We start from the raw sequence: 26,413 nt of genomic DNA, 5'->3' as shown, positions 1-26,413 counted from the left end.
CACGTACCGGGTGGACCTTTAATTCCCGCTTAACCAGTCGGGAGTTTACGCCGCAAGAGGCATTCGCCGCCCTCACGCCAACGATTCTGCTTTTCGTGGCTGATCTGCTTTGCTCCGCCTTCTTCTGCCTGGAACGGTGATTCCCACAATTTTCCCTTCCGTCAAGCCTTTATCAAGGCAATGCGCAGTTTAAGTTGGAAAATTCGGAGCAGCACGCAGCTTTGATCGGCCAGCACTGCGGTTGACGCTTATTTAGGAAGCCGCCGCCAAATAGCAAGACGTATGGATGCCGCGAAAAATCCATGGTCAAAAGCTGTCCTCGTCACGTGCCATGGCTGATGGCGGCGCCCTTGACGCGGCCGGACATGACGCCGAACCCGTCGATGATCGCTTCCTGGTTTTCCATCCGTACGATTTCGAACTGAACTTCCGCCAGAGCCCGCATCAAGGGATCGATCGTCTCCTCGTCACCGGCTTCGGTCGCTGCGGCAATCTCGCGCTCAAGATCCATCTTCTGCAGCCTCAGCGCCTTGGTGCGCTTGTGCAGCGACAGCGCCTGACGGTAGCCCTCCCGGGCATCCTCCATCGCCGCCTGCTCCGTCGCGGTCCAGAGCCTTGCATTGCGCACCTGCTGCTCCAGCACCTGGAGAAGCGGCTCGAACCCTTGCGCGGCGAGTTTTTCGATCAGATAGGCGCGCGACAGCTGCGGACCGGCCGTCGCCGCCGCCGGCAGAACCGCCGACCAGAATTTTTGCAGGTCCCTGTTCTCGAAATCGATCGCGGCGATCTCGTCATATTCTTCGAGCAAAAGCTGCGGATGATTGACGATGGTGATCGCCAGCACCACCTCGCGCAGCGCCGGCAGCTCCTGATAACCGCGCACGAGGCCGGAGCGCGCCAGCCGGTCGGAGACACCGAGCGGCCGCGACGCGTTAAATCCGCCCTGCCCTCCGCGTTGGCCGCCCCCGCCTGGACCACCCTGGCCCCGTCCGCCCCGCGGCGCAAAGGGTTGGCGCTGCCCGCCCTGCCCGGCATCCGGCCGGAAGAAGGCGTTCAATCGCTCGCGCATATGCTGCTGGTAGAAACGGCGCACACCTTCATCGGCAATCACCGCCACCGTCTGCTTCAGCCGCGCCTCCAGCTCGGCGCGCTTTTCCGGCGTGTCGAAACTGCCATTGCCGGCTTCGCGCATCCAGATCATCTCGGCGAGCGGTTTGGCCTGCGCCATCACCTGGTCGAAGGGCGCGCGGCCCTCGTGGCGCACCAGATCATCCGGGTCCTTGCCATCAGGCAAAAGCGCAAAGCGCACCGTGCGGCCGGGCTTGATGTGCGGCAGCGCCAGATCGGCGGCGCGGTGCGCGGCGCGAAGACCCGCCCCGTCGCCATCGAAGCAGAGAACCGGCTCCGGCGACATCCGCCACAACAGATCCAGCTGGTTTTCGGTCAGCGCCGTCCCAAGCGGTGCGACGGCGTTTTCGACGCCCGCCTGATAGAGCGCGATCACGTCCATGTAGCCTTCGACGGCAATCACCACCGGCGGCTGGGCATCCGGCCCCTTGGAGGCCGCCTGCGAGGCGCGGCGCGCGCGGGTGAAATTGTAGAGCACATTACCCTTGTGGAAGAGCTCGGTCTCGTTCGAATTCAGATACTTCGCCATGGCATCCGGCGACATGGCCCGCCCGCCGAACGCAATCACCTTGTCGCGGGAGGAGAGGATCGGAAACATGATGCGGTCGCGGAACCTGTCGTAAGAGACCGGCACGTTTTCGTGCACCACAAGCCCGCAGGCCTCCATCTGCTCCTTCAAGACACCCTTGGAGGCCAGATGCTCCTTCAGCGCATTGCGGCTTTCGGGCGCATAACCCAGGCGAAAGGTCTCGATCGTGCGTGCGGTGAGCCCACGATCGCGCAGATAGGCGCGTGCCTTCGCACCTGAGGCACTTTGCAACTGGTCCTGGAAGAACAGCGTCGCGATTTCCATCACGTCGACAAGGGTCGCCCGCTCCTTCTCGCGCCGCTCCGCCTGCACATCCGGCTGCGGCATTGCAATACCGGCGAGATCGGCGATCGTCTGCACCGATTCCGGAAAGCTCATGCCCTCGATTTCCTGCAGGAAACGGAAATGGTCGCCGGAGACGCCGCAGCCGAAGCAATGGTAACGCCCCTTGCGGTCCTCGCAGTGAAAGCTCGGGCTCTTCTCGCCGTGGAACGGGCAGCAGGCCCAGTAATCACCACGGGAGACATTGGTCTTCTTCTTGTCCCAGGTCACACGACGGCCAATCACCGCCGAAATCGGCACGCGATCACGTATCTCGTCGAGAAAATTATTGGAAAACCGCATCGTCACCTCATGGACATGTCATCCATATAGGCCCGCTTGCCCGCAAACACCACGGCCAGCGGCAGAGGTACCCGATATCCACAGTGACGAGCGCCGGAACAGCCACCTGAAAAACCGACCATAGGCGGCGCGACTTGCGACATTTTTGGGGCAAACTGGCGAGTACAATAATTACGAATTTGTAAGTTGAACTCGGGCTCAAACGGGATTTGGATGTCCCTGTCTTCCTGATGTCCCACTCTCCAACAGGAAGTTCAAACGGCACCTTGCCCCCCAACGAGGTGTCCGGCGCATTGCCCTCCTGCCCCCGGAAGGCAATGCATGTCCAGGCGTAAGAGGCAGAGCAATCCCGAGCTCTGCCTCGCTTGCCTGTGAGGCAGAAGAGAGGGTTGCAATTCTCCAACAACGAGCGCAACTTTATCGCGCAAAGCTTTGACGCCAAGGCGCTGCTACGGTATGATGGTGGATCATATCAGCAAGAGCGGTACACGCCGATGTGCGAAGACAACGAAGAAAACATTGTCCGCGTTACGGCAGATGAAATCCGCGAAAAGATCGCGCGGGAAGGCAGCAAGTCCGATTGGGCACGCGTGGACGCCCTGACCGACGAAGAGATTGTCGCCTCAATGCGCGATGATCCCGATTGGCAGGATCTGATCGACATAGACTGGTCCGAGGCAACCTGGGTCGAACCGCGCAGGAAGAAGACAATCGTCCCTCCCCCTGAATAGATAGCAAAAACGGCTGACGCGTTGCCCGCACCAGCCGTTCGCACGATCAAGGCCTGTCGTGTTACTTCAGCATGTCCTTGACCATGCCGGAGGCTTTGGCAAAATCCATCTGGCCGGCATAGCGGTCCTTCAGGAGGCCGATGCACTTGCCCATGTCGCGCAGCCCTTGCGCACCGGTTTCCTCGATGATGCCGGCGATGATCTCGCGCATCTTCTCGTCGGACAGCTGTTCGGGCAGGAAATCGCGGATGATCTCAATTTCGGCGAGTTCCTGATCGGCGAGTTCGGCGCGGCCGCCTTCGGTATAGATCTTAGCGGATTCCTCGCGCTGCTTGATCATCTTCTGCAGGATCTGCAGGATATCGTCGTCGCTGACGGGGTCCTTGCCAGCGCCGCGGTTTGCGATGTCGCGATCCTTGATCGCCGTCTGGATGAGACGCACGGTCGAGAGGCGTCTGGCCTCCTTCGCCTTCATCGCATCCTTCATGGCAGTGGAAAGCTTGTCACGCATCATCTTGTTGTTCTCCTTCGGAACGGCGAGAATCGGCCCGTCCGGCCAGCCTCTGCCCTTCCCTGTTGTGCGCTGCCGTCATAGCGCAGGCTGAAAGTGGGATCAATCAGCACGCACGCCTTGAAAAGCGGGTTCAGAAATCCACCTCAAGTCCAGAGTGCGCGATTGACCGCTTCCTCGGCTTTCGTTATGTCGGGGACCTGCACGATTATTAACACGCTGAGCATTGCGCGACACCTGTCCGCGCGCCCTTTTCTGCGACCATAGATGGCCCCACCGTCCTGCCGCTGCACGTGGCGGGGCTCGGGCGGAGACGAACCGACATGACTGAGACAGCACCCTGGACAACCCGCAAGCCGACCGCCGTCCTCGTCCTTGCCGACGGAACGGTGATTGAAGGCCACGGGGTTGGCGCCACGGGCAAGGTGACGGCAGAAGTCTGCTTCAACACGGCCCTGACCGGTTACGAGGAGATCCTGACCGATCCCTCCTATCTCGGCCAGATCGTCACCTTCACCTTTCCCCACATCGGCAATATCGGCACCAATGACGAAGACATCGAAGACCTGACGCCCGCGGCCCGCCGCGGCGCCGTCGGCACGATCTTCAAGGCCGACATCACCGAACCGTCGAACTACCGCGCTGCCCGCCACCTGAACGACTGGCTGACGGCGCGCGGCATCATCGGTCTTTCCGGCATCGACACGCGCGCGCTCACGGCCTGGATCCGCGAAAACGGCGCCCCGAATGCGGTCATCGCCCATGATCCGAACGGCAATTTCGACCTTGAGGCGCTGAAGGCCGAAGCCCGCGCCTGGGGCGGCCTCGTCGGCCTCGACCTTGCCAAGGAAGCCACGTCCGGCCAGTCGTCGCAGTGGACGGAAACGCCGTGGGTGTGGAACGAAGGCTATGGCACGCTCGGCCCGGACGATGCGAAATACCACATCGTCTGCGTCGATTACGGCGTCAAGCGCAACATCCTGCGCCTGTTTACCGGCCTCGACTGCAAGGTAACGGTGGTTCCGGCCCAGACCTCCTCCGAGGACATCATGGCGCTGAAGCCGGATGGCGTCTTCCTGTCGAACGGCCCGGGCGATCCGGCCGCGACCGGCGACTATGCCGTTCCGGTGATCCGCGACATCATTGAGAGCGAGACGCCGACCTTCGGCATCTGCCTTGGTCATCAGATGCTGGGCCTGGCGCTCGGCGCCAAGACCGAGAAGATGCACCAGGGCCATCACGGCGGCAACCATCCGGTCAAGGACCACACGACCGGCAAGGTGGAAATCGTCTCGATGAATCACGGTTTCGCGGTCGACTCGAAGTCGCTGCCGGACGGCGTGGAAGAAACCCATATTTCGCTGTTCGACGGGACGAACTGCGGCCTGCGTCTCGCCGGCAAGCCGGTCTTCTCCGTGCAGCATCATCCGGAAGCCTCGCCCGGCCCGCAGGACAGCCACTACCTCTTCCGCCGCTTCATCAACATGGTGCGGGAAAAGAAGGGCGAACCGGCTCTCGCCGAGCGCTGATCGCTCTCCCCATCAAGACCATTTGGCCCGCGCTCGTCGCGGGCCTTTTCGTATGCGGCAGAGATCGGGGAGCCGCAAAGCCCCGCGCTTCGTCAGGTATGGCGCACCAGCACCCAGAAGCGGATGGACAACATCACGGCGGCCGCCATCAGGCCCGTGACGAAACCAATCCAGATCCCCGGTCCGCGCAGGTCTAGCACGAAGCCAAACAGCCAGGCGCAGAAGAAGCCGATCGGCCAATAGGCGATCAATGCCAGGATCATCGGGATCTTCGTGTCCTTGAGGCCGCGCAGAAGCCCCGCCACCACCGCCTGCAGGCCATCGAACATCTGGAAGGCGCCGGCGGCGATGATCAACGGCACGGCCAGCAGCAGCACCGCCTGCGCATCCGGCTTCGTTGTGTCGAGGAACAGGCGCCCCAGCGGGCCGGGAATGAGGGCAAACATAAGACTGCCGACCGCGGCAATGCTGAGCCCGACCACCAGCACGGCCATCGCGGCGCGTTTGACGCCGAGCGGATCACGCCGGCCATAGGCGATGCCAACGCGCACGCTCGCGACCTGGGCGAGGCCCAGCGGAATCATGAAGGCAATGGAGGCGAGCTGCAGCGCGATCCCGTGCGCAGCCAGTTCCTGCGTGCCCAGCACCCCCATCAGCAGCGAGGCGGCGGAAAACAGGCCCGCTTCGGCGAGAATGGTGAAGCTGATCGGCAGCCCGACGCTCAGGATTTCGCGGAAGGCCACCCAGTCGGGCCGCCAGAAGCGCACGAAGATCTCATAGCCGCGCATGTCCTTGCGGCTTTCGATATAGAGCACGATCAGCGCCAGGCCGAGCAGGTTCGACCCAAGGGAGGCGACCGCCGCCCCTTCCAGCCCCCATTGCGGCAGACCGAAATTGCCAAAGATCAGGCCGTAGTCGAGAAACGCATTGAGCAGGAACATGCCGATCGTGACGTAAAGCACGATGCCGCCGCGCTCCAGCGCGCTGACGAAGGCCCGCAGGATCATCAGGAGAAGTGCCGGAAACATGCCCCATTGCAGGATGCGCAGATAGGCCTGCGCCAACGACGCCACCTGAGAATTCTGGCCGAGCGACAGGAGGATCGGCTCGGAAAACCACAAAAGCGGCGCGGTCAGCACGCAATAGACGATCACCACCCACATGCCCATGCGCACCGAGCGGCGAGCCTGCACCGTATCGCCCCGTCCGACGGCCTGGGCCACCAGCGGGATGACGGCATTGGAAAAGCCCGTGCCGAAGATCAGCACGACGAAGAACATCTGCGTCGCCAAGACGACCGAGGCCAGTTCCGTCGTCCCGAGCCAGCCCACCATGATCACATCGGTGGTGTTGATCGCCATCTGCGCCAATTGCGCGCCGACAAAGGGAAGGCCAAGCACCAGCGTGCCGCGCAGATGCGCGCTCCAGGAATTGTCGGAGGATATGAGGCGCGCAGCATCGAGCTTCGCCATGACTTCTACTCCAAAATCAAAAAAGCCGTTGCCCGGAAATTGGGCAGACGGCCTCGAAACTCTCTAGTGAATGACGCCCGATTAGACAAGCCGCATGGACCGTCCAGAAATAGAATTGATGCAACGCCTCAATTGCCGTGATTGATCGGCATCAGCCGTTGCGCCGGTTTTCCGCCTTGAGGAAGTCGATGAACGCCTTCAACGGGGCCGGAATATGCCGCCGGCTGTTGTAGTAGAGAAACGGACCAGAAAAACGCTGCGCCCAGGGCTGCATCACCGGTTTCAACTGCCCGAGCCTCAGGGCCTCGTCGAGGAATTCGGAAAAGGTGAAGATGATGCCGTGTCCGGCCACCGCCATCGCCACCTCGAGATCCGATGTCTCGCCCATCACCCGGGCCGGCGGCAGGATGGTCAGTTCCCGCCCCTCCTCCTCGAAACTCCAGGGCAGCACGCGGCCGCTCGCAAAGCGGTGCAGGATGCACTGGTGCTGCAACAGATCGCGAGGATGCTCTGGCGTCCCGAACCGGTCGAGGTAAGCGGGTGCCGCCGCCATCACGTAGGACTGCGTTCGCGGGCCGATCGGGACCGCAATCATATCCGCCTGCAGCGATTCCTCGTAGCGCACGCCGGCGTCGAACCCCTCGCCGATGACATCCACGAAGGCATCGTTGGTCGCCACATCAAGGGTAATGTCCGGATATAGCGAAAGAAACCGGGCCGCGATATCCGGCAGCACGGTGCGCGCCACCACACCTGGAACATTGAGCCTGAGCCGCCCCATGGGCGTCTCGCGAAAACTGTTGACGCCGTCGAGCGCCGCTTCGATTTCCGCCAGTCCCGGGCGCAGCCGCTCCAGAAGCCGCGCGCCCGCATCCGTCATCGACACATTGCGGGTGGTGCGGTTGAGCAGCCGTACCTCCAGCCGCTCCTCCAGTCGCCGCACCGCATCGGAAAGCGAGGAGGCAGAGACACCCCGCAGCTTCGCGGCAGCCCGAAAGCTCCGCTCCTGCGCAACGGCGGAGAAGGCATCGAGTTCTGCAAGCGGGAGATCGCTCATTGTACGAATATCCGAACAGGCCGTGCACGTGAGATCGGATTATCGCACAGTGCGGAACACCGTAAAAGATCCCCCAGCCATTCGATACACGGCTTGAACGAAAAGGATCAGGACGATGGAACTGCTTCAATTGGGAAAGACGGGCCCGCAGGTATCGGCCCTCGGCCTCGGCTGCATGGGCATGTCGGACATATACGGTCCGACCGACCGCACTGAAAGCATCGCCACCCTGCACGCGGCAATCGACCAGGGCATCACCCTGCTCGATACGGGTGACTTCTATGGCATGGGCCACAACGAAATGCTGATCGGTGAGGCGCTGAAGGCGGTTCCGCGCGATCAGGTGCAGATCAGCGTCAAGTTCGGCGCGCTACGCGGGCCGGACCGCGGCTGGCTGGGTTATGATGCCCGTCCGCAGGCGGTCAAGACGGCGCTCGCCTACACGCTGACCCGCCTCGGCGTGGACCATATCGACATCTACCGTCCCTCGCGCCTTGATCCGGACGTGCCGATCGAGGAGACGATCGGTGCCATCGCCGACATGGTGAAAGCCGGTTACGTGCGCCATATCGGTCTCTCCGAAATGGGCGCCGGGACGATCCGCCGCGCCGCAGCCGTGCACCCGATCTCGGACCTTCAAATCGAATATTCGCTGATCTCGCGCGGCATCGAGGACAAGATTTTGCCGACCTGCCGCGAGCTTGGCATCGGCATCACGGCCTATGGCGTCCTCTCGCGCGGGCTGATCAGCGGCCACTGGCAAAAGGACCGTTTAACCAGCAAGGGCGATTTCCGGGCCATGAGCCCGCGGTTTCAGGAGGGTAATCTCGATCAGAACCTCGCGCTTGTCGACGCGCTCCGGCAGATTGCTGACGACAAGGGCGTGTCCGTGGCGCAGGTGGCGATTGCGTGGGTCGCATGCCAGGGCGAGGACATCGTGCCGCTCGTCGGTGCCCGCCGCCGCGACCGTCTGACGGAGGCGCTGGGCGCGCTTGAGGTGACCCTGACGGATGCGGACCTTGCGGCCATCGAAAAGGCCGTGCCGAAGGGCGCCGCCGCCGGCAGCCGTTATGCGCAGATGCAGATGGCGCATCTCGACAGCGAGCGTTGATGCGAGACGGGCGGAGGCAGCTCACCCCACCTCCGCTCAACTCGTCGCGTAATCGTATTGGCCGCCCTTCTCAAGCGCCCGGCGATAGGCCGGCCGGGCGCGGATGGCGTCCAGATATCGCCGCACGGCACGCACATCCCCCATGCTCTTCATCCGTGTCATGCCGGCTTCGACCGGAAAGCTCATGGCAATATCGGCACCCGTGAAGGCAGATCCGGCAAACCAGCCGCCGCGCGCAAGTTCGCCGTTCCAGAAGGCCAGATGATCGGCAAGCTGCGGATCGACCAGCTTGGCCTGAACGCCGGTGGCGATGAGGCTTGCCACAGGCCGCAGGAAGAAGGGCAACTGGCTTGGAAGCCGCAGGAAGAGAAGCTTCAACAGCAGGAGCGGCATGGCGGAGCCTTCCGCATAATGGAGCCAGTAGCGATAGCGCAGCGCCTCATCCGTGCCGGCAGCCGGTTTCAGCCCCTTGCCCTCGCCATAGGTCTCGACGAGATATTCGATGATCGCCCCGCTTTCGGCAATGATGCGCCCCTGATCCTCGATCACCGGCGATTTGCCCAGCGGATGGACCGCCTTCAGGCTGGCGGGCGCTCGCATGTCCGCTCCGCGCTGGTAGATCTTCACCTCATAGGAGAGCCCCAGCTCCTCCAGCAGCCAAAGGATACGGTGGGCGCGGGAATTATTGAGATAATGAACGATGATCATGGATATCCTGAACCGATGGCGCGCGATTGCGGTGGACAACGGCGCCCAGCTTCGTTTGTTGCAGGTGGAAAAACAACCATGGCAAGACCAGGACAGCCCCGAGCAGCAACAAGTCGGCCGCCGAACTTCCCTCGAAGACGACGCGGTTCATGATCCGGTGCGGCAGGAGCGTAAAGCTGCCGGCCACCAGGATGCCCCAAACATAGGCCTGCTTCACCGCTATCCGGTGGCCACGGATATTGCCGGACCGCGCCATGCGATAGGCCGCCCAGCAATTGCTGATCGTCAGTACCGACAGGATGTGGATGGGACTGAAGCCGAAGAACAAATCGAAGGAGTGGATGAAGAAGGTGGAGGAGGCCGTGGTCACCATCAGCGCCATCCACAGTTTGCCGAGCTGACGGTGAAGGTATGAGCCCTTTCGGCGCCACAAAAGAAGAAATGCGCCGATCACCGCGGCGGGAAGAACTGTCGCCACATGGACCTGCACGGCGAGCGGCGCGGAAAGAAGCGGTTCGAGTGTCATTGCGTGAGAAGCCTCGATTGAAACCTCGCCTCTTCTCCGGCAAGACTTCGAGCCGGAAAACAGATTTGACGTGAGCGGGGAGATCCCTTCGTGGATGACGTAAAGCTGCAATTCGCGCTTCGTGAATTGCGCACCTTCCTGGTGTCATGGCGCTACTGGGCAACCATTCTTGTGGTGGTGCTGCTGTTCACGGTAACCGGACCTTTCGGCACCGGCCAAACGATGCCGCTTCTGCAGCGTCTGTCCTTCTGGACACTGCTGCATGTCATGGCCTTCTCGATGGCCGTGGTGTTCGCCACAATGATCGACGTGCTGCTGGAGGACAAAATCCCGTCGAGGCTTGTCCGCATGCTGCTGGGCTCGGCACTTGCGGCACTGCCGATCGGCTTGGGCATTACCCTGCTGCAGGCCGGCTTTACCGGCGATCCGATCACCGCGGCGGAGATCCTGGAGCAGGCGTCCGTCTCGCTGCCGCTCTGCCTGCTTCTGTGTCTCCTGACCTATCTGACGAGCAGCCATGCCCTTCAGCCGCCGACACCTCATGCGCCCGCCGCACCAGCCGAGCCGTCAGCATCAGCGGAGGCGGTCCGGGAGACCCCGCCGCTCGTCCAGCGGCTGAAGCCGGAGAATCGCGGACGGCTGCTGCGCCTGTCCGTGCAGGATCACTATACCGAGGTGGTGACCTCCCGCGGCCGAGAACTCGTTCTGCTGCGGTTTTCCGATGCCGTGAACGAAACGGCAGGCGTCAGCGGTCGACGCATCCATCGTTCCCACTGGATTGCGGACGAGCATGTCAAAGGCATTACCCGTGAACGCGGAAAGCTCTTCGTCGAAACCACCGACGGCACGATCATTCCCGTCAGCCGTCCCTATGAGGCGGAGATCCGTGGCCGTTTCGGCGTCAAGCCGCCGGTCTCAGCCGGCTAGAGCTGCTGGTAGCTCGGAGAAAACGTATCGCAAGCCTGCATGTCGCCGCTGGAAAAGCCCTTGCGGAACCAGCGCATGCGCTGCGCGGACGTGCCATGGTTGAAGCTTTCCGGCACGACATAGCCCTGGGAGCGCTTTTGCAGCGTATCGTCGCCGATCTGCTGGGCGGCGTTCAGCGCCTCTTCCAGGTCGCCCTGTTCGAGAAGCCCGCGCTGCTGCGTGGTTTTTCCCCAGACGCCGGCAAAACAATCCGCCTGCAATTCCACGCGCACCGACATGCGGTTGGCATCCGCCTCGCTCATCGAGCGGCGCATCTGGTTGAACTTCGGCAGGACCCCGATCAGGTTCTGCACGTGATGGCCAACCTCGTGGGCAATCACATAGGCCTGGGCGAAATCGCCGGACGCGCCAAACTGGCCGGACAATTGCCGAAAGAAGGCGGTGTCCAGATAGACTTTGCGGTCACCCGGGCAGTAGAACGGCCCGGTCGCCGCCGAGGCAAAACCGCATTGCGACTGGGTCTGGCCGGAAAACAAGACGAGCGTCGGCTCCTGATAGCGCTCCCCGCTCTGCTGGAAGATCCGGTTCCAGGTAGCCTCCGTCTCGGCGAGCACGGTGCCGACGAAAGCGCGCATCTCTTCATCCGCTGCGCTGCGCGGCGCCGATTGCTGCTGCTGGGAGCCGGACGAACCCTCGTCGAAACCGAGATCGCCGCCGGACAACAGCGTCAGCGGATTGATGCCGAGCACGGCGCAGACGATCAGGATCATCACCAGCCCGCCGATCCCGATGCCGCCGCCGCGTCGCCCGCCGCCACCGATCGGAATGCGGAAACCGGGCCCGGAGCGGATACCGCCCGACTGCCCCCGTCGATCCTCGATATTATCGGACTGCCGCCGGCCCCGCCATTCCATGTAATTTTTTCCTTCCGATCATCGTGCCGCGTCAGATGTCTGCTGATTGAGTGCGGATGCTCGCCCGAGAACGGGCGGATTGTCGGCTGGTTCCCGGTCTAAAAGCGAGATCGCATAGGCGATCATGAAGACAAAAGGGGCGACTGGCAGTGCGAGATAGGTCGAGAATGACGAATGGAGCAAAGGCAGGAAGGCAACGGCGGTGAAACTGACCCTGCGCATTACGGCCGAGGTTCCTCCCCGGACACTCTGGTGCGCCGCAATGGCGGCAAGCGCGGAAACGGCCCCCAGATCATAGGTCAGCGAGTAAGGGATGACGAGAAAGGTCGCAAGCAGAAAGCCGAAATCGCGACGTATCCCCACCCCCGTTTTCAGAGTTCCAATGCAGAACACGACCACAACGAGGGCGGCGAATGTCAAATGGATAGGCAGGGCATACGTCGATGGAATGAGATAGCTACGCAAAGCACCAAACAAGGATGGCGTCATGTGAATGAAGGTTCCGCCGAACTGCGTCATCACATACGTCTGGTACGGCATGTTGTGCTGTATGTATCCCCGCCAGGTCTCCCATCCAAAAATGAGACCGGACAGGAGGACCAGCGCGATGGCTGTGACCCCTGCCGTGACAATAACCGCCCAGCGCCGTTCCAGCAGAAGCAACAGGGGAAAGAGGATCCCGAGTTGCGGTTTGACCGTCAGCAGGCCGATCGCAATGCCAGCCATAATGGGGGAGCGTTCCCGCAGGGCAAGACCGTACAGAACGATGGCCGAGGTAATGAAGCCGTTCTGTGCCGTGATGATGTTGCAAAACAGGAAAGGTACAAGAAGCACGGCCGATGCAGGTTGCAGATGCGGCTCGGTCATAAAGACGGAATGAAGGAAGACCAGCATCGTCACGAACAGAAACACCACCATCGCCGCTCCATGCGGCAGAAGCCCCACCGGCCAGACGAAAAACAGGTAGCTCGGCGGGTAGCTCCAGTTGTGCCACGGGTAATCGACGCCGAAGGCAGCCTGCATATGTGGAAAATAGACGTCCTGACCGCTGAAGAGATCCTGAACCTTGCCGTCCAAGACGAGTCGCGAGGCGATCCAGTAATTGGAAAAATCGCGGTCGACCCAGATGATCCAGTTGGGATCCGTTAACCCGCCCAAGATGAGATAAAGGAAAAGAAGCAGAACAGATCCACCCCCTGCAGCGACCCAGATCAAAGGCTTCGCCCCTCTGCCGTTCATCCCCGGATGCTGCGTCATCAGGTCCCCTCCATCCTCGCCTGCTCTTGTCTGCTTTCAACGCTTGTCAAATCAGGTCACTCGCGGCTGCACCGTTGGGAGCATACAATGCGTGTCAGCCGTTAAGAAGTTGCGACACTTCTTCCCACCACAAGGGTAAGAGTGGTGTCCACGGGCCTTCAGAGCCTCGGATACGTGGCCTTCTGCATCAGCCCGAGAATGCAGCAAGGATCCTGTGGAAGATTCACGAAGATTGGGGGTTCCGTTCGCTCCCACATTTCCCTATAAGCCGCTTCTAGCCTGAAAGAACCCACGCCTTGCGCCCGACCGGTGAAGTTTCACCCGGCCGGTTTTCTGCGCAGGCCGATATAAGCGGAAAGACGACATGCCGAAGCGCCAAGATTTGAAATCCATCCTCATCATTGGCGCGGGGCCGATCGTCATCGGCCAGGCCTGCGAATTTGACTATTCCGGCACCCAGGCCTGCAAGGCGCTGAAGGAAGAAGGCTACCGGGTCATCCTGGTCAACTCCAACCCGGCGACCATCATGACCGATCCGGGCCTGGCAGACGCCACCTATGTCGAGCCGATCACCCCGGAAGTCGTCGCCAAGATCATCGCCAAGGAGCGTCCGGACGCGCTGCTGCCGACCATGGGCGGCCAGACGGCACTGAACACCGCGCTTTCGCTGAAGCGCATGGGCGTGCTCGACCGCTACAATGTCGAGATGATCGGCGCAAAGCCCGCCGCCATCGACATGGCCGAAGACCGCGCCCTCTTCCGTGAGGCCATGGCCCGCATCGGCCTCGAAACCCCGCGCTCGATGCTGGCGAACGCCACCGAGATCAAGGATGCCGACCGCAAGACGCACGAGACCGAGCGCGCCAAGCTGCGCGAAACGCTGTCGGGCGATGCTCTCGACAAGGCGCTGGACGAACTCGAAAACCAGTGGAACCTCGGCGAGACCGACCGCAAGCAGCGCTACATGGCGCATGCCATGGCGATTGCCGCTCAGGCACTCGACCATGTCGGCCTGCCGGCAATCATTCGTCCTTCGTTCACGCTCGGCGGCACCGGCGGTGGCATTGCCTATAACCGCTCGGAATTCTTCGATATCGTCAACGGCGGTCTCGATGCCTCGCCGACCACCGAAGTGCTGATCGAGGAATCGGTGCTCGGCTGGAAGGAGTATGAGATGGAAGTGATCCGCGACAAGGCGGACAACTGCATCATCATCTGCTCCATCGAAAACATCGACCCAATGGGCGTCCACACCGGCGATTCGATCACCGTTGCGCCTGCCTTGACCCTGACGGACAAGGAATACCAGATCATGCGCAACGCCTCGATTGCGGTGCTGCGCGAGATCGGCGTCGAGACCGGCGGTTCGAACGTGCAGTTCGCCGTCAACCCGAAGGATGGCCGCCTCGTCGTCATCGAGATGAACCCGCGCGTTTCGCGCTCGTCGGCGCTTGCCTCGAAGGCCACCGGCTTCCCGATCGCCAAGGTCGCGGCCAAGCTCGCCATCGGCTACACGCTGGACGAACTCGAAAACGATATCACCGGCGGCGCAACGCCCGCGTCGTTCGAACCCTCGATCGATTACGTCGTCACCAAGATCCCGCGTTTTGCCTTCGAAAAATTCCCCGGCGCCTCGCCGGTCCTGACGACGGCCATGAAGTCGGTCGGCGAAGTCATGGCGATCGGCCGCACCTTTGCCGAATCGCTGCAGAAGGCGCTGCGCGGCATGGAAACCGGTCTCACCGGTCTTGACGAGATCGAGATCCCGGGTGTTGGCCAGGGCGACGACAAGAACGCCATCCGCGCCGCCATCGGCACGCCGACCCCGGACCGTCTGCGCATGGTCGCCCAGGCGCTCAGAATGGGCATGTCGGAAGCCGAAGTGCATGAAGGTTGCAAGATCGATCCGTGGTTCATCGCCCAGTTCAAGGCGATCGTCGACATGGAAGCCCGCATCCGCGAGCACGGCCTGCCGACGGATGCCGAAAACCTGCGCATGCTGAAAGCCATGGGCTTCTCGGACGCCCGCCTCGCCTCGCTGACGAACGGCAAGCCGAAGGATGTGGCGATGCTGCGCAACAGCCTGAACGTTCGCCCGGTCTTCAAGCGCATCGATACCTGCGCCGCCGAGTTCGCTTCGCCGACCGCCTACATGTACTCGACCTACGAGACGCCCTTCGTCGGCTCCGCCCGCTCGGAAGCGGAGGTCTCCGCCCGCAAAAAGGTCGTCATCCTCGGGGGTGGTCCGAACCGCATCGGCCAGGGTATCGAGTTCGATTATTGCTGCTGCCATGCCGCCTTCGCGCTGAAGGATGCCGGTTTTGAAGCGATCATGATCAACTGCAACCCGGAAACGGTTTCCACCGACTACGACACCTCCGACCGCCTCTATTTCGAGCCGCTGACGGCCGAAGATGTGATCGAGATCCTGCGCGCCGAGCAGGAAAAGGGTGAAGTGGTCGGCGTCATCGTGCAGTTCGGCGGCCAGACGCCGCTGAAGCTCGCTGAAGCGCTGGAAAAGAACGGCATCCCGATCCTCGGCACCGCCCCCGACATGATCGATCTTGCCGAAGACCGCGACCGCTTCCAGAAGCTTCTGATGAAGCTGGACCTTGCCCAGCCGAACAACGGCATTGCCTATTCGGTCGAGCAGGCACGCCTCGTTGCCTCCGAGATCGGCTTCCCGCTCGTCGTGCGTCCGTCCTATGTTCTGGGTGGCCGCGCCATGCAGATCATCCACAACGAGGGCATGCTGCAGAGCTACCTGCTTGACACGGTGCCGGAACTCGTGCCGGAAGACATCAAGCAGCGGTATCCGAACGACAAGACGGGCCAGATCAACACGCTGCTCGGCAAGAACCCGCTGCTCTTCGACAGCTACCTGACCAACGCGATCGAAGTGGACGTCGATGCGCTCTGCGACGGCGACAGCGTCTTTGTCTCCGGCATCATGGAGCATATCGAGGAAGCCGGCATCCATTCCGGCGATTCGGCCTGCTCGCTGCCCTCCCGCTCGTTCTCGGCCGAACTTCTGGACGAACTGGAGCGCCAGACGACGGCGCTTGCCAAGGCGCTCAACGTCGGCGGCCTGATGAACGTGCAGTACGCCATCAAGGACGGCACGATCTACGTCCTCGAAGTCAACCCGCGCGCCTCGCGCACGGTACCCTTCGTGGCCAAGACCATCGGCGCGCCGATCGCCAAGATCGCCGCCCGCATCATGGCCGGCGAGAAGCTGGATGCGGCAATTGCCGCCTATGGCAAGAAGCCAGACCCGCGCAACCTGAAGCACATCGCTGTCAAGGAAGCCGTCTTCCCGTTCGCCCGTTTCCCGGGTGTCGATACGCTGCTCGGCCCGGAAATGCGCTCGACCGGCGAAGTGATCGGCCTCGACCGCGATTTCGCGCTCGCCTTCGCCAAGAGCCAGCTCGGCGCCGGTGTCGAACTGCCGCGTGATGGATCGGTCTTCGTCTCGGTACGCGATGAGGACAAGACCCGCGTTCTGCCGGCGATCAAGCTTCTGGTGCAGATCGGCTTCAAGGTGCTCGCCACCGGCGGCACGCAGCGTTTCCTGGCCGAAAACGGCATCGAGGCGATCAAGGTCAACAAGGTGCTCGAAGGCCGTCCGCATATCGAGGACGCGATCCGCAACCGCCAGGTCCAGCTCGTCATCAACACGACGGATTCGAACAAGGCGATCTCGGATTCGAAGTCGCTGCGCCGCGCCGCCCTGATGCAGAAGGTGCCCTATTACACGACGATGGCCGGCGCCATGGCCGCCGCCCAGGCGATCGAGGCGCTGAAGAAGGGCCAGCTCGAAGTCCAGCCGCTGCAGAGCTATTTCTGAGGGTTTGAACTGATGACAGCCACCCATAACGCATTGCGTTATGGGTGGCTTTTTGTTACCGTCGGCCATGATACGCAGCTTCGGTGACAGCGAGACACGCGGCATATGGGACGGCAGAAGAAGCCGCCGGCTTCCCGCTGACATCCAGGTCGCGGCACTGCGCAAGCTGCGAATGATCAACCAGTCGCGCACGCTCTCCGATTTGAAGGTTCCACCCGGCAACAGGTTGGAAGCTCTCAAAGGAAATCGCGCCGGTCAGCACAGCATCCGCATCAACGATCAATGGCGGATTTGTTTTGTTTGGAAGGATGGAGGTGCCGACAATGTCGAAATCGTCGATTACCACGACTGACCAGGATCTGCTTCCAAACCCTCTGCCGGGCGACATCCTGGCGCTGGAATTCATGGCGCCGCTGCAGCTCAGCCAGAATGCCCTGGCGCGTGCCATCGGCGTTCCTCCGCGGCGGATCAACGAGATCGTCCTGGGCAAGCGGGCGATCACGGCTGATACCGATCTCAGGCTCGCCCGCTATTTCGGCATGAGCGAAGGTTATTTTCTGGGCCTTCAGGCCGATTATGACCTGATGGAGCGACGGCGCATTATTGCGGATGAACTGGATGCCATTACTCCCAGGGCCACCTGAAGGTTATTCGTAAAATCCATCAGATCGATAGAACCCGCCCATGCCTTTTGATAACCCCGTTGAAATCGAAAGCTCCCGCGTCCTCGCTTTCGCACGTGACGATGTCTTCCAGGCCTTTGCCGATTCAGCACTGCTGGCGCTCTGGTGGGGACCGGACGGTTTTACCAATGAGATCCACCGCTTCGAGTTTGAACCCGGCGGCACCTGGCTGATCACCATGACGGCCTCCAACGGCACAGATTTCCTCAACCGCTCGACCTTCGGCGAGATCGTCGTGCCGGAGCGCATCACATTTACCCATCACGATCCGATCCACGTCTTCGACATGGAGATGCGGTTCGAGGTGGTGAGCGACAGCGCGAGCCGTCTGACCTGGGTGATGCGGATGGAGCCGAACGAGGACAACACCACGCTCACCAAGTTCATCGCGCTTGCCAACGAACAGAATTTCGACCGGCTGGAACGCGTTCTGGAAGCGCGGCAAAATCCGGTTGAAGTTTTCGCCTGACACAACCAAAATGCCCCGTCGCATGAGGCGATCAGGGGGAATGCATGTCCAAGAACATTGTCATTCTGTTCGACGGGACGTCGAACGAGATCTCCGCAGACCGTACCAATATCCTGCGCCTGTTCGGCTGCCTCAAGCGCTCATCCGAACAGATCGTCTATTACGATCCGGGCGTCGGCACCTTCGGGGCAGCCAACTCGTGGTCGAAGCTGCAGCGCGAGGCCTCCGAAGTCTGGGGCCTGGCGACCGGCTGGGGGCTCGACGAAAACGTCAAGGAAGCCTGCCGAATGCTGGTCGAGCACTATGATGCTGGCCCGCTGGATTCCGATGGCCACCACAGGGATCGTGACCGCATCTATATTTTCGGCTTCAGCCGCGGCGCCTATACTGCCCGGGTCCTGGCCGGTTTCATCCACGCCTTCGGTCTGACGAAAAAGATTCACCTGAACCTGCTCGATTACGCCTATCGCACCTACAAGGGCATTCCCGAGCACGAACAGACAGCGCAGAAGCAAGCGGTCGGCGAGGCCCCCTCGGCCTTCCAGACCATGCGCCTTTACGAACGAACGCTGCGCAACGACCGTCCGCCGATCCGCCTGCTCGGCCTGTTCGATACGGTCGCCTCGGTGATCGAACCCGGCAAATGGGGGCCGCAGCTGAAGACGCATCCCTTTACCGATCGCAATTCAAGCGTCGAGATGGTGCGCCACGCCGTCGCCATCGATGAGCGCCGCACCATGTTCCAGCCGGAACTGTGGACGCCCGGCCAGCCCTATTGGGGCGGGCCGTTCAAGCCGAGGAACGAAGACGGCATCCGCCCGCAGGATGTGAAGGAGGTCTGGTTTTCCGGCGTGCATGGGGATGTCGGCGGTGGCTATCCGGAGAAGGAAAGCCAGCAGATCAAGATCCCGCTCCGCTGGATGATCAAGGAAACCAAGCCCGCCGGGTTGATCTACCGCCGCCGTATGGTGGATGAACTGGTGGAAGGCATCAACAGTGCGACATACGTGGCACCCGAGGCCACCGCGGCCTTGCATAACTCCATGACCAAGTTCTGGCCCGCCGTCGAATGGCTGCCGCGCAAAATCCCGGCCACCTCCTTCCGCAATGCGGGCAAACCGGCGGGCGGCCTTTATCTTCCCCGCCAGGATTATCGTTTCATTCCGCCGACGGCTCTGGTGCATCACTCGGTCCAGCTTCGCAAGGCGGCCGGCCCCTACGATCCGCCGAACCTGCCGCCGGGCGTCCTCTTCGTGGATTGAGTCTCTCCGCGCCAATCCGTCTGTTGCCGTCGCGCACCACATCAGCATTTGCTGACAGGAAGGGAGCCGCCCCACGCCTCATCCTCTTGCCAAAACGCAAGAGGGAACCAAGTCTCGCCGCCGGAGACAGCGCTGATCCTGCACCGTGGCACAGGCACGGCCGCTCAGGGCACAAGGACGCTTGGGACAATCTGGAATGGGAGGTGGCCCGCCATGGCGGATCAGCATTTTGCGCCGCAGCGCGCGACGCGTCGCGAATGGATCGGGCTTTTCGTCCTCTCCATCGCCTGCCTCGTCTATTCGATGGACCTGTCGGTTCTCTTCCTCGCCATTCCGGCGATCGTGCGCGATCTCGATCCCTCGCCCTCCGAGTTGCTGTGGATCAACGACATCTATGGCTTCATGGTGGCCGGTTTCCTGGTGACGATGGGGACGCTGGGCGACCGGGTAGGTCGTCGCCGCGTGCTGCTGATCGGTGCCTTCGCCTTCGCGCTCGCCTCCGCCTTTGCCGCGGCTGCCCAGACCTCCGGCCAGCTGATCGTGGCGCGCGCCTTTCTCGGCATCGCCGGAGCCACCATCGCCCCCTCCACCCTGTCGCTCGTCGTCAACCTGTTCCAGGACGAATCCGAGCGCAACCGGGCCATCGGCATCTGGGGCACCGCCTTTGCGCTGGGCGGTCTCGTCGGGCCGTTGCTCGGGGGGCTTTTGCTGCAATATTTCCACTGGGGCGCGGTCTTCCTGATCAACATCCCGATCATGCTTGCGCTGCTCTGCGTTGCGCCCTTCCTGCTGCCCGAATATCGCAACGCGGACGGCGGCCGCCTTGATCTGAAGAGTGTGCTGCTGTCCCTCGCAACGGTGCTGCCGATCATCTACGGGCTGAAACACATGGCAGCCTATGGTTATGCTCCTGACCAGCTCGTCGCCATTGTTGCCGGCCTCGCGATCGGGGCCCTGTTCATCCGCCGCCAGAAACGGCTGGAGCACCCGCTGATCGATCTGGCGCTGTTTCGCATCCCCGCCTTCACCGCCTCGCTGCTGGTCAATCTGGCGGGCGTGTTCTTCGTGTTCGGTGTCTTCCTGTTCCAGAACCTCTATCTGCAGCTCGTGCTGGATCTTTCGCCGCTGAAAGCCGCTCTCTGGTCGATCCCCTCGGCGCTCGTCTTCACGCTGATGTCGCTGCAGGCCTGGCGGGTCACCAAACGGCTCGGCCCGGTCAGGACAGTGCTGGCGGGCCTCGTCGTCAATGCGCTCGGCACGACCGTGATGGCGTTCGCCGCCTATCACCAGAACCTCTACGCGATCCTGTTTGCCAGCATGCTGGTCGGCCTCGGCTTCGTGCCGGTCATTTTGACGACAACCGGGCTCATCGTCGGCACGGCACCGCCGGAGCGCGCCGGTTCGGCCTCCGCCATCTCGGAAACCAGTGCGGAATTCGGCGGCGCACTCGGTGTGGCCGTCCTCGGCAGCCTCGGCACGGTAGTCTACCGATTGATGATGCAAAATGCCGACCTGTCCGGGCTCGATGCCACGACTGCCGAAACGGTCACGGCAACGCTCGCCGGTGCGGTGGATACGGCAAAACGTGTGTCGCCTTCCGTCCAACCGGAGTGGCTTCTCGATGCGCGCGCCGCCTTCGGCCTTGGTTTTGCCGCCTGCTGCCTTGTCGCCTCCGTCACCCTGATCCTGCTCGCCCTTCTCGCGCGCCACATCTTTGCCCGGGCCAAGATCGACGAGACGGCGCTCGCCGGTCACGGATAATTGGGAAAGCCCGTTTCCACCAGCTGGCGCACCACGGCCATCTCCTCGCGGAAGCGTGACAACTCGCTCGCCTTGCGAGTCTCCTCCGGAATGCGCAGCAGGAAGGACGGGTGCACGGTGACGAACAGCTTGCGACCTTGATCCATCGGCAGAATATGGCCCCGCACATCGGTGAGCCGCTTCTTCTCACCGGTCAGGCTGAAATAGGCGGTTGCGCCCATGGCAACGATCAGCTTCGGCTGGACGAGATCCACCTCCTGCTTCAACCACCACCGGCATTGTTCGATCTCAGCCTGGTTTGGCTTCTGGTGGATGCGCCGCTTGCCGCGTGGTTCGTATTTGAAATGCTTGACTGCATTGGTGACGTAGAGGCTCGACCGGTCGAGCCCGACCTCGGAGAGCACGCCGTCGAACAGCTTTCCGGCTGGCCCCACGAAAGGGCGCCCCGCCAGATCCTCCTGGTCGCCCGGCTGCTCGCCGACGATCATGGCGCTCGCCCCCAGACGACCCTCGCCGAACACGGTCTGCGTCGCCTGGCAATGCAGCGGACAGAGCGTGCAGCGGCTCGCCGCATGGCGGAGCGCCTCCAGCCCTTCGGGCGGCGGGGCAACGTCGGCCAGTTCCTCCGCCATCCGCTCCTGAAGCCGCGCGTGAAAGGCGGGCGGCTGGGAGGCGGCCCGCGCCGCCATCTCGATCACCTTGGCTTCTGCATTGGCAATAAGGTCTGGTATCAGCGCCGCCTCCGGCAGGTTCTTCCAGTATTTCTTCGGCATCTCCGCCGTCATCGCCTTCACCTTCAGCCGCGCCGGGTTGAAGATGTTGGCATAGTAGACGCGCCACAGATCATCGGTCGCATCGCTCGCATTCGGCTTGTCCGCCGGCAGGTCGGAGACGGTCAGGTTTTCGCCGTCCCAGGCCGCTGACCCCTTCGGCGTCGCGATCACCCAGTCCATGTCGAAGAAGCGGCGGCGAAAGAACGGCGCCATGCGCGCGACGATGAAATGGTCCGGCTCGAACCAGGAAATGAACGAACGCCGCCGCCCGGTCGGATCATCGGACGCCACCTCCTTGAACCGCACGAAGGCCTTCATCTTGTGGCTGTCGCGCCGCACGGATTTTTCCAGTTTGCGCGCGGCAATCACATCCGGGTCGGACACGACCTGCAGCAGCGCGCGGTCATGACGAATGCGCCAGAGCAGGCGGTAGAGGAGCGCGAAGCGTGCGGGATCGCTATGGCAGACGATGTTTTCGGCCAGTTCGAGGAAGGCCGGCGGCACGGCAACCGCCTGTTTGCCCGCCGGCGGCACCGGCAGCGGCGTCTCGGCAAAGCCGGAGAGATCCGCACCCTCGCCGGCGATGCGCCAGTCGATACGCTCAGGCTCCACCTCACTCAGCAAGAGCACCCGCGCGGAATCTCGCCATTCGTCAAAGTCACCGCGACCGTTGAGAAACACCGTTTGCATCAGAACAACGTCAGTTGTTCCGGCTTCGGCGCAAACATCGCCTTCAGATCCGAACGTTCGAGCACGCGGTGCGGCGTCCAGCCGTCCGCCACGATGAAGGGCTGCACCTTGCGCAGCGACACGCCCAACCGCCCGAGATCCTCCAATCGGATGCGGCGGAAGCGGCGGGACGAGAGAATGGACTTGACCGTCTTTGTGCCGAAGCCCGGCACACGCAGCAGCATCTCCTTCGGTGCGCGGTTGACATCGACCGGGAACCGATCGCGATGGCCGAGCGCCCACGAAAGTTTCGGATCAAGGTCGAGATCCAGATTGCCGTCTTCCGACACCGACGTGATTTCGCCGATATCGAAACCATAAAAGCGATAGAGCCAGTCCGCCTGGTAGAGCCGGTGTTCGCGCATCAGCGGCGGCTTGATGAGGGGAAGTTTCGACGAGGCATCCGGGATCGGGCTGAAGGCGGAATAATAGACGCGTTTCAGGCCGTAGCTGCCGTAAAGCCTCGCGCTGGTGCCGAGAATGGTGGCGTCACTTGCGCCATCCGCCCCGACGATCATCTGCGTGCTCTGGCCGGCGGGCACGAAATGCTTGCGCTTCTTCGTCTGCAGCGTCGGTTCCGACGCATCTTCGATCTTCAGCCTCAAATCGCCCATCGCGCGACGAATATTCTCGGGCTTCTTTTCCGGCGCGAACTGGCCGATGCCGCTATCGGTCGGCAGTTCGATGTTGATCGACAGGCGATCGGCATAGAGCCCCGCCTCCTCGATCAGCGCGGGCGAGGCCTCCGGAATGGTTTTGAGGTGGATATAGCCGCGAAAGTGATGCGTGGTGCGGAGTTCGCGGGCAATACGCACCATCTCCTCCATCGTGTGATCGGAGGAGCGAATTATGCCGGAGGATAGAAACAGGCCCTCGATGTAGTTGCGCCGGTAGAATTCGAGCGTCAGCCAGACCACCTCTTCCGGCGTGAACCGTGCCCGCTCCACATTGCTGGACGACCGGTTGATGCAGTAGGCGCAGTCATAGATGCAGAAATTCGTCAGCAGGATTTTGAGCAGCGAAATGCACCGCCCGTCCGGCGCATAGGCGTGGCAGATGCCCGACCCTTCCGTTGAGCCAAGCCCGCCGGAGCCGGCCGACTGGCGTTTCGTCGTGCCGCTCGATGCGCAGGAGGCATCGTATTTTGCGGCATCCGAGAGAATGGCGAGGCGTTCTTTCAGCGACTTCTTCATTAGTATGTTCACTATATGTTCTTACGCCAAACGTCAAGCCGCGAATGCCTCATCATCGGGCCACCTTGCAGGTCAGCGCCGCTGCCCTATTTCGAATTTTCTGGAAATTCGCGCCGCGTTTCTGCTATGATTCGAGGACTTGAGGATTTCGCATGGTTCCGGAGTATCGCTCCGGGACCTGTTTCTTTTTGTGGCCGTGCGTTGCGGCCATGAGACTGAGGAAGAAGATATCATGGTTGATAAGGTACCGATGACGCCGTCCGGATTTACCAAGCTGCAGGAGGAGCTGCGCTGGCGTCAGCAGGAAGAGCGTCCCCGGATCATCGAGGCGATTGCCGAGGCGCGCGCCCATGGCGACCTGTCGGAAAACGCTGAATACCATGCCGCCAAGGAAGCGCAGAGCCACAACGAGGGCCGCATCACGGAACTTGAGGACCTGACGGCCCGCGCGGAGGTGATCGACCTCACGAAGATGTCCGGCTCGAAGATCAAGTTCGGCGCCACCGTGAAGCTGGTGGACGAGGATACCGATGAGGAGAAGGTCTACCAGATCGTCGGCGACCAGGAAGCCGATGTGAAGGAAGGCCGCATCTCGATCTCCTCGCCGATTGCGCGCGCGCTGATCGGCAAGGAAGTCGGCGACAGCATTGAAGTGAATGCGCCGGGCGGCTCCAAGGCCTATGAGGTTCTGAAGGTCTCCTGGGGCTGAGAAACCCAACCAGCCCAGCGCCCGTGTCCCATGATTTGACAAAGGTCGAGGTGATTGCGCCGCATTTCAAGCGGCGGCTTTCGGGCGTCACCTCGACCGTCATCCAGCTCGTGCCGATCCAGAACCGCCTCGGCCAGAAGGTCGTCACCTTCGGCCCCGGCCTGCCCAGCCATCTGCCCTCGATGGGCTATGCCGCCCTGCCCGCGCTCTGGCGCCCGCCGGCGGGCAGGCGCGCGCGCGTCTGGCATGCCCGCCGCAACATCGAAATGCTGCCGGGCATCATTCTGCGCGACGTTTTGCGCATGCCGTTGAAGCTCGTCTTCACGTCGGCCTCGCAGCGCCGGCATACCGGCTGGACGAAATGGCTGATCTCCAAGATGGACCGGGTGATCGCCGTCTGCCAGAAGACCGCCTCCTATCTGGAGCGCGAGAGCACCGTCATCCTGCACGGCATCGATCTTGAGCGATTTTCGCCTGCAGCGGACAAGGCAGCCGCGAAAGCCACGGTCGGCCTCGATCCGGCATTCCATTATGTCGGCTGCTTCGGCCGCGTGCGCCACCAGAAGGGCACCGATCTCTTCGTCGATTCCATGATCCGGCTGCTACCCGAACATCCCGGCTGGAAAGCCGTGGTGGCCGGCCGCGCAACGGCAAAACATGTCGGCTTCGAGGACGAGCTGAAGGCGAAGGTGAAGGCCGCCGGCCTTGGCGACCGCATCCTCTTCGTTGGCGAACACACCAATATCAACGCGTGGTACCGGGCGCTCGATCTCTTCGTCGCGCCGCAGCGCTGGGAAGGCTTTGGGCTGACGCCGCTCGAAGCCATGGCCACCGGCGTGCCGGTGGTGGCTGCCGATGTCGGCGCCTTTGCCGAACTCATCCTCGATGGCAAAACGGGGTGCATGGTGGAGCGCGGCTCCCTCGACAGCTTTGCCGCCGGCATCCGCCCCTATCTCGCTGACCCCGCGCTGTGTGAGCGTCAGGGCGCGGCGGCGCTTGTCCATATGCGGCAAAACTTCTCGATTGAGCGCGAGGCCGCGGCAATCGGCGCTGTCTATGCGGATCTCTTGGCGGATCGGCCGCAGCCGTGATCACCTACGTCATCAACCTCGACCACAAAACCGACCGCATGGCGCGCATGCAGGCCCTGCTCGATGCCGCAGGCCTTGCCGTCGAGCGGGTGGCGGGCGTCAATGGAAGGGCGCTGTCCGAGGCGGAGCTTGCGCCCTGGTCCGCGTGTCATCCGGAGGGGTCGCGCAGACTCTCGGCCGGAGAAATCGGCTGCCTGCTCAGCCACCGCGAGGCCTGGGCCCGGATCGCTGCATCGGGAGAGCCGGGCGTGGTGGTCGAGGATGACATCCATCTGGCCAAAGCCGCGACAAGGCTGCTGCAGGACCCTGCCTGGCTGCCGGCAAATGCCGACCTCGTGAAGATCGAGACAACGGGAAAGAGCGTACAGATCGGCCGCGAGAGGCAGTCCCTCGGAAACGGCATCGAACTGGCGCGGCTGAAGAGCGCCCATCTCGGCACCGCCGGCTATATCGCGACGCCGAAGGCCGCGCAGCATCTGCTGGCGAAGGTCCGCACCTGCGACCGCGCGCTCGACCACATCCTGTTCGATCCCGCCTCGCCGCTGTTTGCCGAACTGACCACCTATCAGACCTTGCCGGCCCTCTGCATCCAGGACCAGTTCCTAGCGAAGGACCGGCGGCTTGGGCTGGACGGCGAAATCGAACGCGCCTGGGCGCTCCATCGGCAGAAGCGGTCGCTCGGTCAGAAACTGGAGCGGGAAATCGCCCGTCTTAGCCAGCAGGCCGCGTTTGCCTGGCAAGGCTCTCCGCTCAATCCGATCAGCGACCGGAGAAATCTCCGCATTACGCTGGCGCCGGGCTGAGGCAGAACC

Annotated in this window: 23 protein-coding genes; 13 read left to right on the top strand and 10 right to left on the bottom strand. The window is 62.4% G+C overall.

Features of this window, described 5'->3' with window-relative positions; all coding sequences use genetic code 11:
• Positions 1-322: 322 nt before the first annotated feature.
• Complete coding sequence (dnaG, locus tag G6N78_RS11760; protein ID WP_165218579.1) at positions 323-2,341, bottom strand: DNA primase; 2,019 nt, start codon at positions 2,339-2,341, stop codon at positions 323-325.
• Between the two features lie 389 nt (positions 2,342-2,730).
• Here dnaG and G6N78_RS11755 point away from each other — a divergent pair, with 389 nt between their 5' ends.
• Positions 2,731-3,072, top strand: a complete 342-nt coding sequence (locus tag G6N78_RS11755; protein ID WP_165218577.1) for a hypothetical protein — start codon at positions 2,731-2,733, stop codon at positions 3,070-3,072.
• A 61-nt stretch (positions 3,073-3,133) separates the two neighbouring features.
• Here G6N78_RS11755 and G6N78_RS11750 read toward each other — a convergent pair whose 3' ends face one another.
• Complete coding sequence (locus tag G6N78_RS11750) at positions 3,134-3,586, bottom strand: GatB/YqeY domain-containing protein (protein ID WP_165218575.1); 453 nt, start codon at positions 3,584-3,586, stop codon at positions 3,134-3,136.
• Positions 3,587-3,906: 320 nt separating this feature from the next.
• On the opposite strand from G6N78_RS11750, the gene carA reads away from it, so the two are divergent.
• Positions 3,907-5,112, top strand: coding sequence for a glutamine-hydrolyzing carbamoyl-phosphate synthase small subunit (gene carA / locus G6N78_RS11745; protein WP_165218572.1), 1,206 nt, complete (start codon positions 3,907-3,909; stop codon positions 5,110-5,112).
• Positions 5,113-5,204: 92 nt separating this feature from the next.
• Here carA and G6N78_RS11740 read toward each other — a convergent pair whose 3' ends face one another.
• Both G6N78_RS11740 and G6N78_RS11735 read right to left on the bottom strand, forming a co-directional pair.
• Positions 5,205-6,584 carry an MATE family efflux transporter gene (locus tag G6N78_RS11740; protein WP_165218562.1) on the bottom strand — a complete coding sequence of 460 codons (1,380 nt, stop codon included), beginning with the start codon at positions 6,582-6,584 and terminating at the stop codon, positions 5,205-5,207.
• A gap of 151 nt (positions 6,585-6,735) precedes the next feature.
• Positions 6,736-7,641 (bottom strand): LysR family transcriptional regulator, encoded by a 906-nt coding sequence (locus tag G6N78_RS11735; RefSeq protein ID WP_165218561.1) that lies wholly within the window; start codon positions 7,639-7,641, stop codon positions 6,736-6,738.
• Positions 7,642-7,756: 115 nt separating this feature from the next.
• Between G6N78_RS11735 and G6N78_RS11730 the strand changes: the two genes are divergently transcribed.
• Positions 7,757-8,752: an aldo/keto reductase gene (locus G6N78_RS11730; protein WP_165218559.1), complete on the top strand. Its 996-nt coding sequence runs from the start codon at positions 7,757-7,759 to the stop codon at positions 8,750-8,752.
• 36 nt (positions 8,753-8,788) lie between these two features.
• Here the strand turns inward: G6N78_RS11730 and G6N78_RS11725 are convergent, their stop codons facing one another.
• A complete protein-coding gene (locus G6N78_RS11725) occupies positions 8,789-9,460 on the bottom strand; it encodes a glutathione S-transferase family protein (protein ID WP_165218557.1) in 672 nt (223 codons plus the stop codon).
• The gene (locus tag G6N78_RS11720) at positions 9,435-10,097 is read right to left on the bottom strand and encodes a DUF2306 domain-containing protein (RefSeq protein ID WP_234905784.1); all 663 of its coding nucleotides are present in this window, start codon (positions 10,095-10,097) and stop codon (positions 9,435-9,437) included. Before G6N78_RS11720 ends, G6N78_RS11725 begins: the two co-directional genes overlap by 26 nt.
• Between G6N78_RS11720 and G6N78_RS11715 the strand changes: the two genes are divergently transcribed.
• Positions 10,077-10,913: a LytTR family DNA-binding domain-containing protein gene (locus G6N78_RS11715; protein WP_165218555.1), complete on the top strand. Its 837-nt coding sequence runs from the start codon at positions 10,077-10,079 to the stop codon at positions 10,911-10,913. The genes G6N78_RS11720 and G6N78_RS11715 overlap by 21 nt on opposite strands.
• Here G6N78_RS11715 and ypfJ read toward each other — a convergent pair.
• Together ypfJ and G6N78_RS11705 are read right to left on the bottom strand one after the other, a co-directional pair.
• The gene (ypfJ, locus tag G6N78_RS11710) at positions 10,910-11,827 is read right to left on the bottom strand and encodes a KPN_02809 family neutral zinc metallopeptidase (RefSeq protein ID WP_165218553.1); all 918 of its coding nucleotides are present in this window, start codon (positions 11,825-11,827) and stop codon (positions 10,910-10,912) included. The genes G6N78_RS11715 and ypfJ overlap by 4 nt on opposite strands.
• Before the next feature lie 18 nt (positions 11,828-11,845).
• Positions 11,846-13,084, bottom strand: a complete 1,239-nt coding sequence (locus G6N78_RS11705; protein ID WP_165218551.1) for a glycosyltransferase family 87 protein — start codon at positions 13,082-13,084, stop codon at positions 11,846-11,848.
• Positions 13,085-13,448: 364 nt separating this feature from the next.
• On the opposite strand from G6N78_RS11705, the gene carB reads away from it, so the two are divergent.
• From carB to G6N78_RS11675, 6 genes are all read left to right on the top strand, one after another.
• On the top strand, positions 13,449-16,931 hold the full coding sequence (gene carB, locus G6N78_RS11700; protein ID WP_165218549.1) for a carbamoyl-phosphate synthase large subunit: 3,483 nt from the start codon (positions 13,449-13,451) through the stop codon (positions 16,929-16,931).
• Between the two features lie 67 nt (positions 16,932-16,998).
• Positions 16,999-17,283, top strand: coding sequence for a type II toxin-antitoxin system RelE/ParE family toxin (locus G6N78_RS11695; protein WP_165221667.1), 285 nt, complete (start codon positions 16,999-17,001; stop codon positions 17,281-17,283).
• A complete protein-coding gene (locus G6N78_RS11690) occupies positions 17,255-17,575 on the top strand; it encodes a HigA family addiction module antitoxin (protein WP_165218538.1) in 321 nt (106 codons plus the stop codon). Before G6N78_RS11695 ends, G6N78_RS11690 begins: the two co-directional genes overlap by 29 nt.
• 40 nt (positions 17,576-17,615) lie before the next feature.
• Positions 17,616-18,083, top strand: a complete 468-nt coding sequence (locus G6N78_RS11685) for an SRPBCC domain-containing protein (RefSeq protein WP_165218537.1) — start codon at positions 17,616-17,618, stop codon at positions 18,081-18,083.
• A 44-nt stretch (positions 18,084-18,127) separates the two neighbouring features.
• Positions 18,128-19,345 (top strand): T6SS phospholipase effector Tle1-like catalytic domain-containing protein, encoded by a 1,218-nt coding sequence (locus tag G6N78_RS11680; protein WP_165218535.1) that lies wholly within the window; start codon positions 18,128-18,130, stop codon positions 19,343-19,345.
• Between the two features lie 213 nt (positions 19,346-19,558).
• Positions 19,559-21,106 (top strand): MFS transporter, encoded by a 1,548-nt coding sequence (locus tag G6N78_RS11675; RefSeq protein ID WP_165218533.1) that lies wholly within the window; start codon positions 19,559-19,561, stop codon positions 21,104-21,106.
• Here the strand turns inward: G6N78_RS11675 and G6N78_RS11670 are convergent.
• On the bottom strand, positions 21,097-22,569 hold the full coding sequence (locus G6N78_RS11670; protein ID WP_165218532.1) for a UdgX family uracil-DNA binding protein: 1,473 nt from the start codon (positions 22,567-22,569) through the stop codon (positions 21,097-21,099). The two genes, G6N78_RS11675 and G6N78_RS11670, sit on opposite strands and share 10 nt — an antisense overlap.
• Positions 22,569-23,801 (bottom strand): putative DNA modification/repair radical SAM protein, encoded by a 1,233-nt coding sequence (locus tag G6N78_RS11665; RefSeq protein WP_165218530.1) that lies wholly within the window; start codon positions 23,799-23,801, stop codon positions 22,569-22,571. Before G6N78_RS11665 ends, G6N78_RS11670 begins: the two co-directional genes overlap by 1 nt.
• Positions 23,802-24,033: 232 nt before the next feature.
• Between G6N78_RS11665 and greA the strand changes: the two genes are divergently transcribed.
• The 3 genes from greA to G6N78_RS11650 are packed head-to-tail and all read left to right on the top strand — an operon-like array spanning position 24,034 to position 26,404.
• The gene (gene greA, locus G6N78_RS11660; protein ID WP_165218528.1) at positions 24,034-24,510 is read left to right on the top strand and encodes a transcription elongation factor GreA; all 477 of its coding nucleotides are present in this window, start codon (positions 24,034-24,036) and stop codon (positions 24,508-24,510) included.
• A 23-nt stretch (positions 24,511-24,533) separates the two neighbouring features.
• On the top strand, positions 24,534-25,601 hold the full coding sequence (locus G6N78_RS11655) for a glycosyltransferase family 4 protein (RefSeq protein WP_165218527.1): 1,068 nt from the start codon (positions 24,534-24,536) through the stop codon (positions 25,599-25,601).
• Positions 25,598-26,404, top strand: a complete 807-nt coding sequence (locus G6N78_RS11650; RefSeq protein WP_165218525.1) for a glycosyltransferase family 25 protein — start codon at positions 25,598-25,600, stop codon at positions 26,402-26,404. The genes G6N78_RS11655 and G6N78_RS11650 overlap by 4 nt, the downstream gene beginning before the upstream one ends.
• Positions 26,405-26,413 lie beyond the last annotated feature (9 nt).

The organism is Allorhizobium pseudoryzae (genome assembly GCF_011046245.1).
GTDB classification, from domain to species: domain Bacteria; phylum Pseudomonadota; class Alphaproteobacteria; order Rhizobiales; family Rhizobiaceae; genus Neorhizobium; species Neorhizobium pseudoryzae.
The sequence above is the reverse complement of the archived record's forward strand: the minus strand, read 5'-3'. Positions and strand labels throughout refer to the sequence as shown.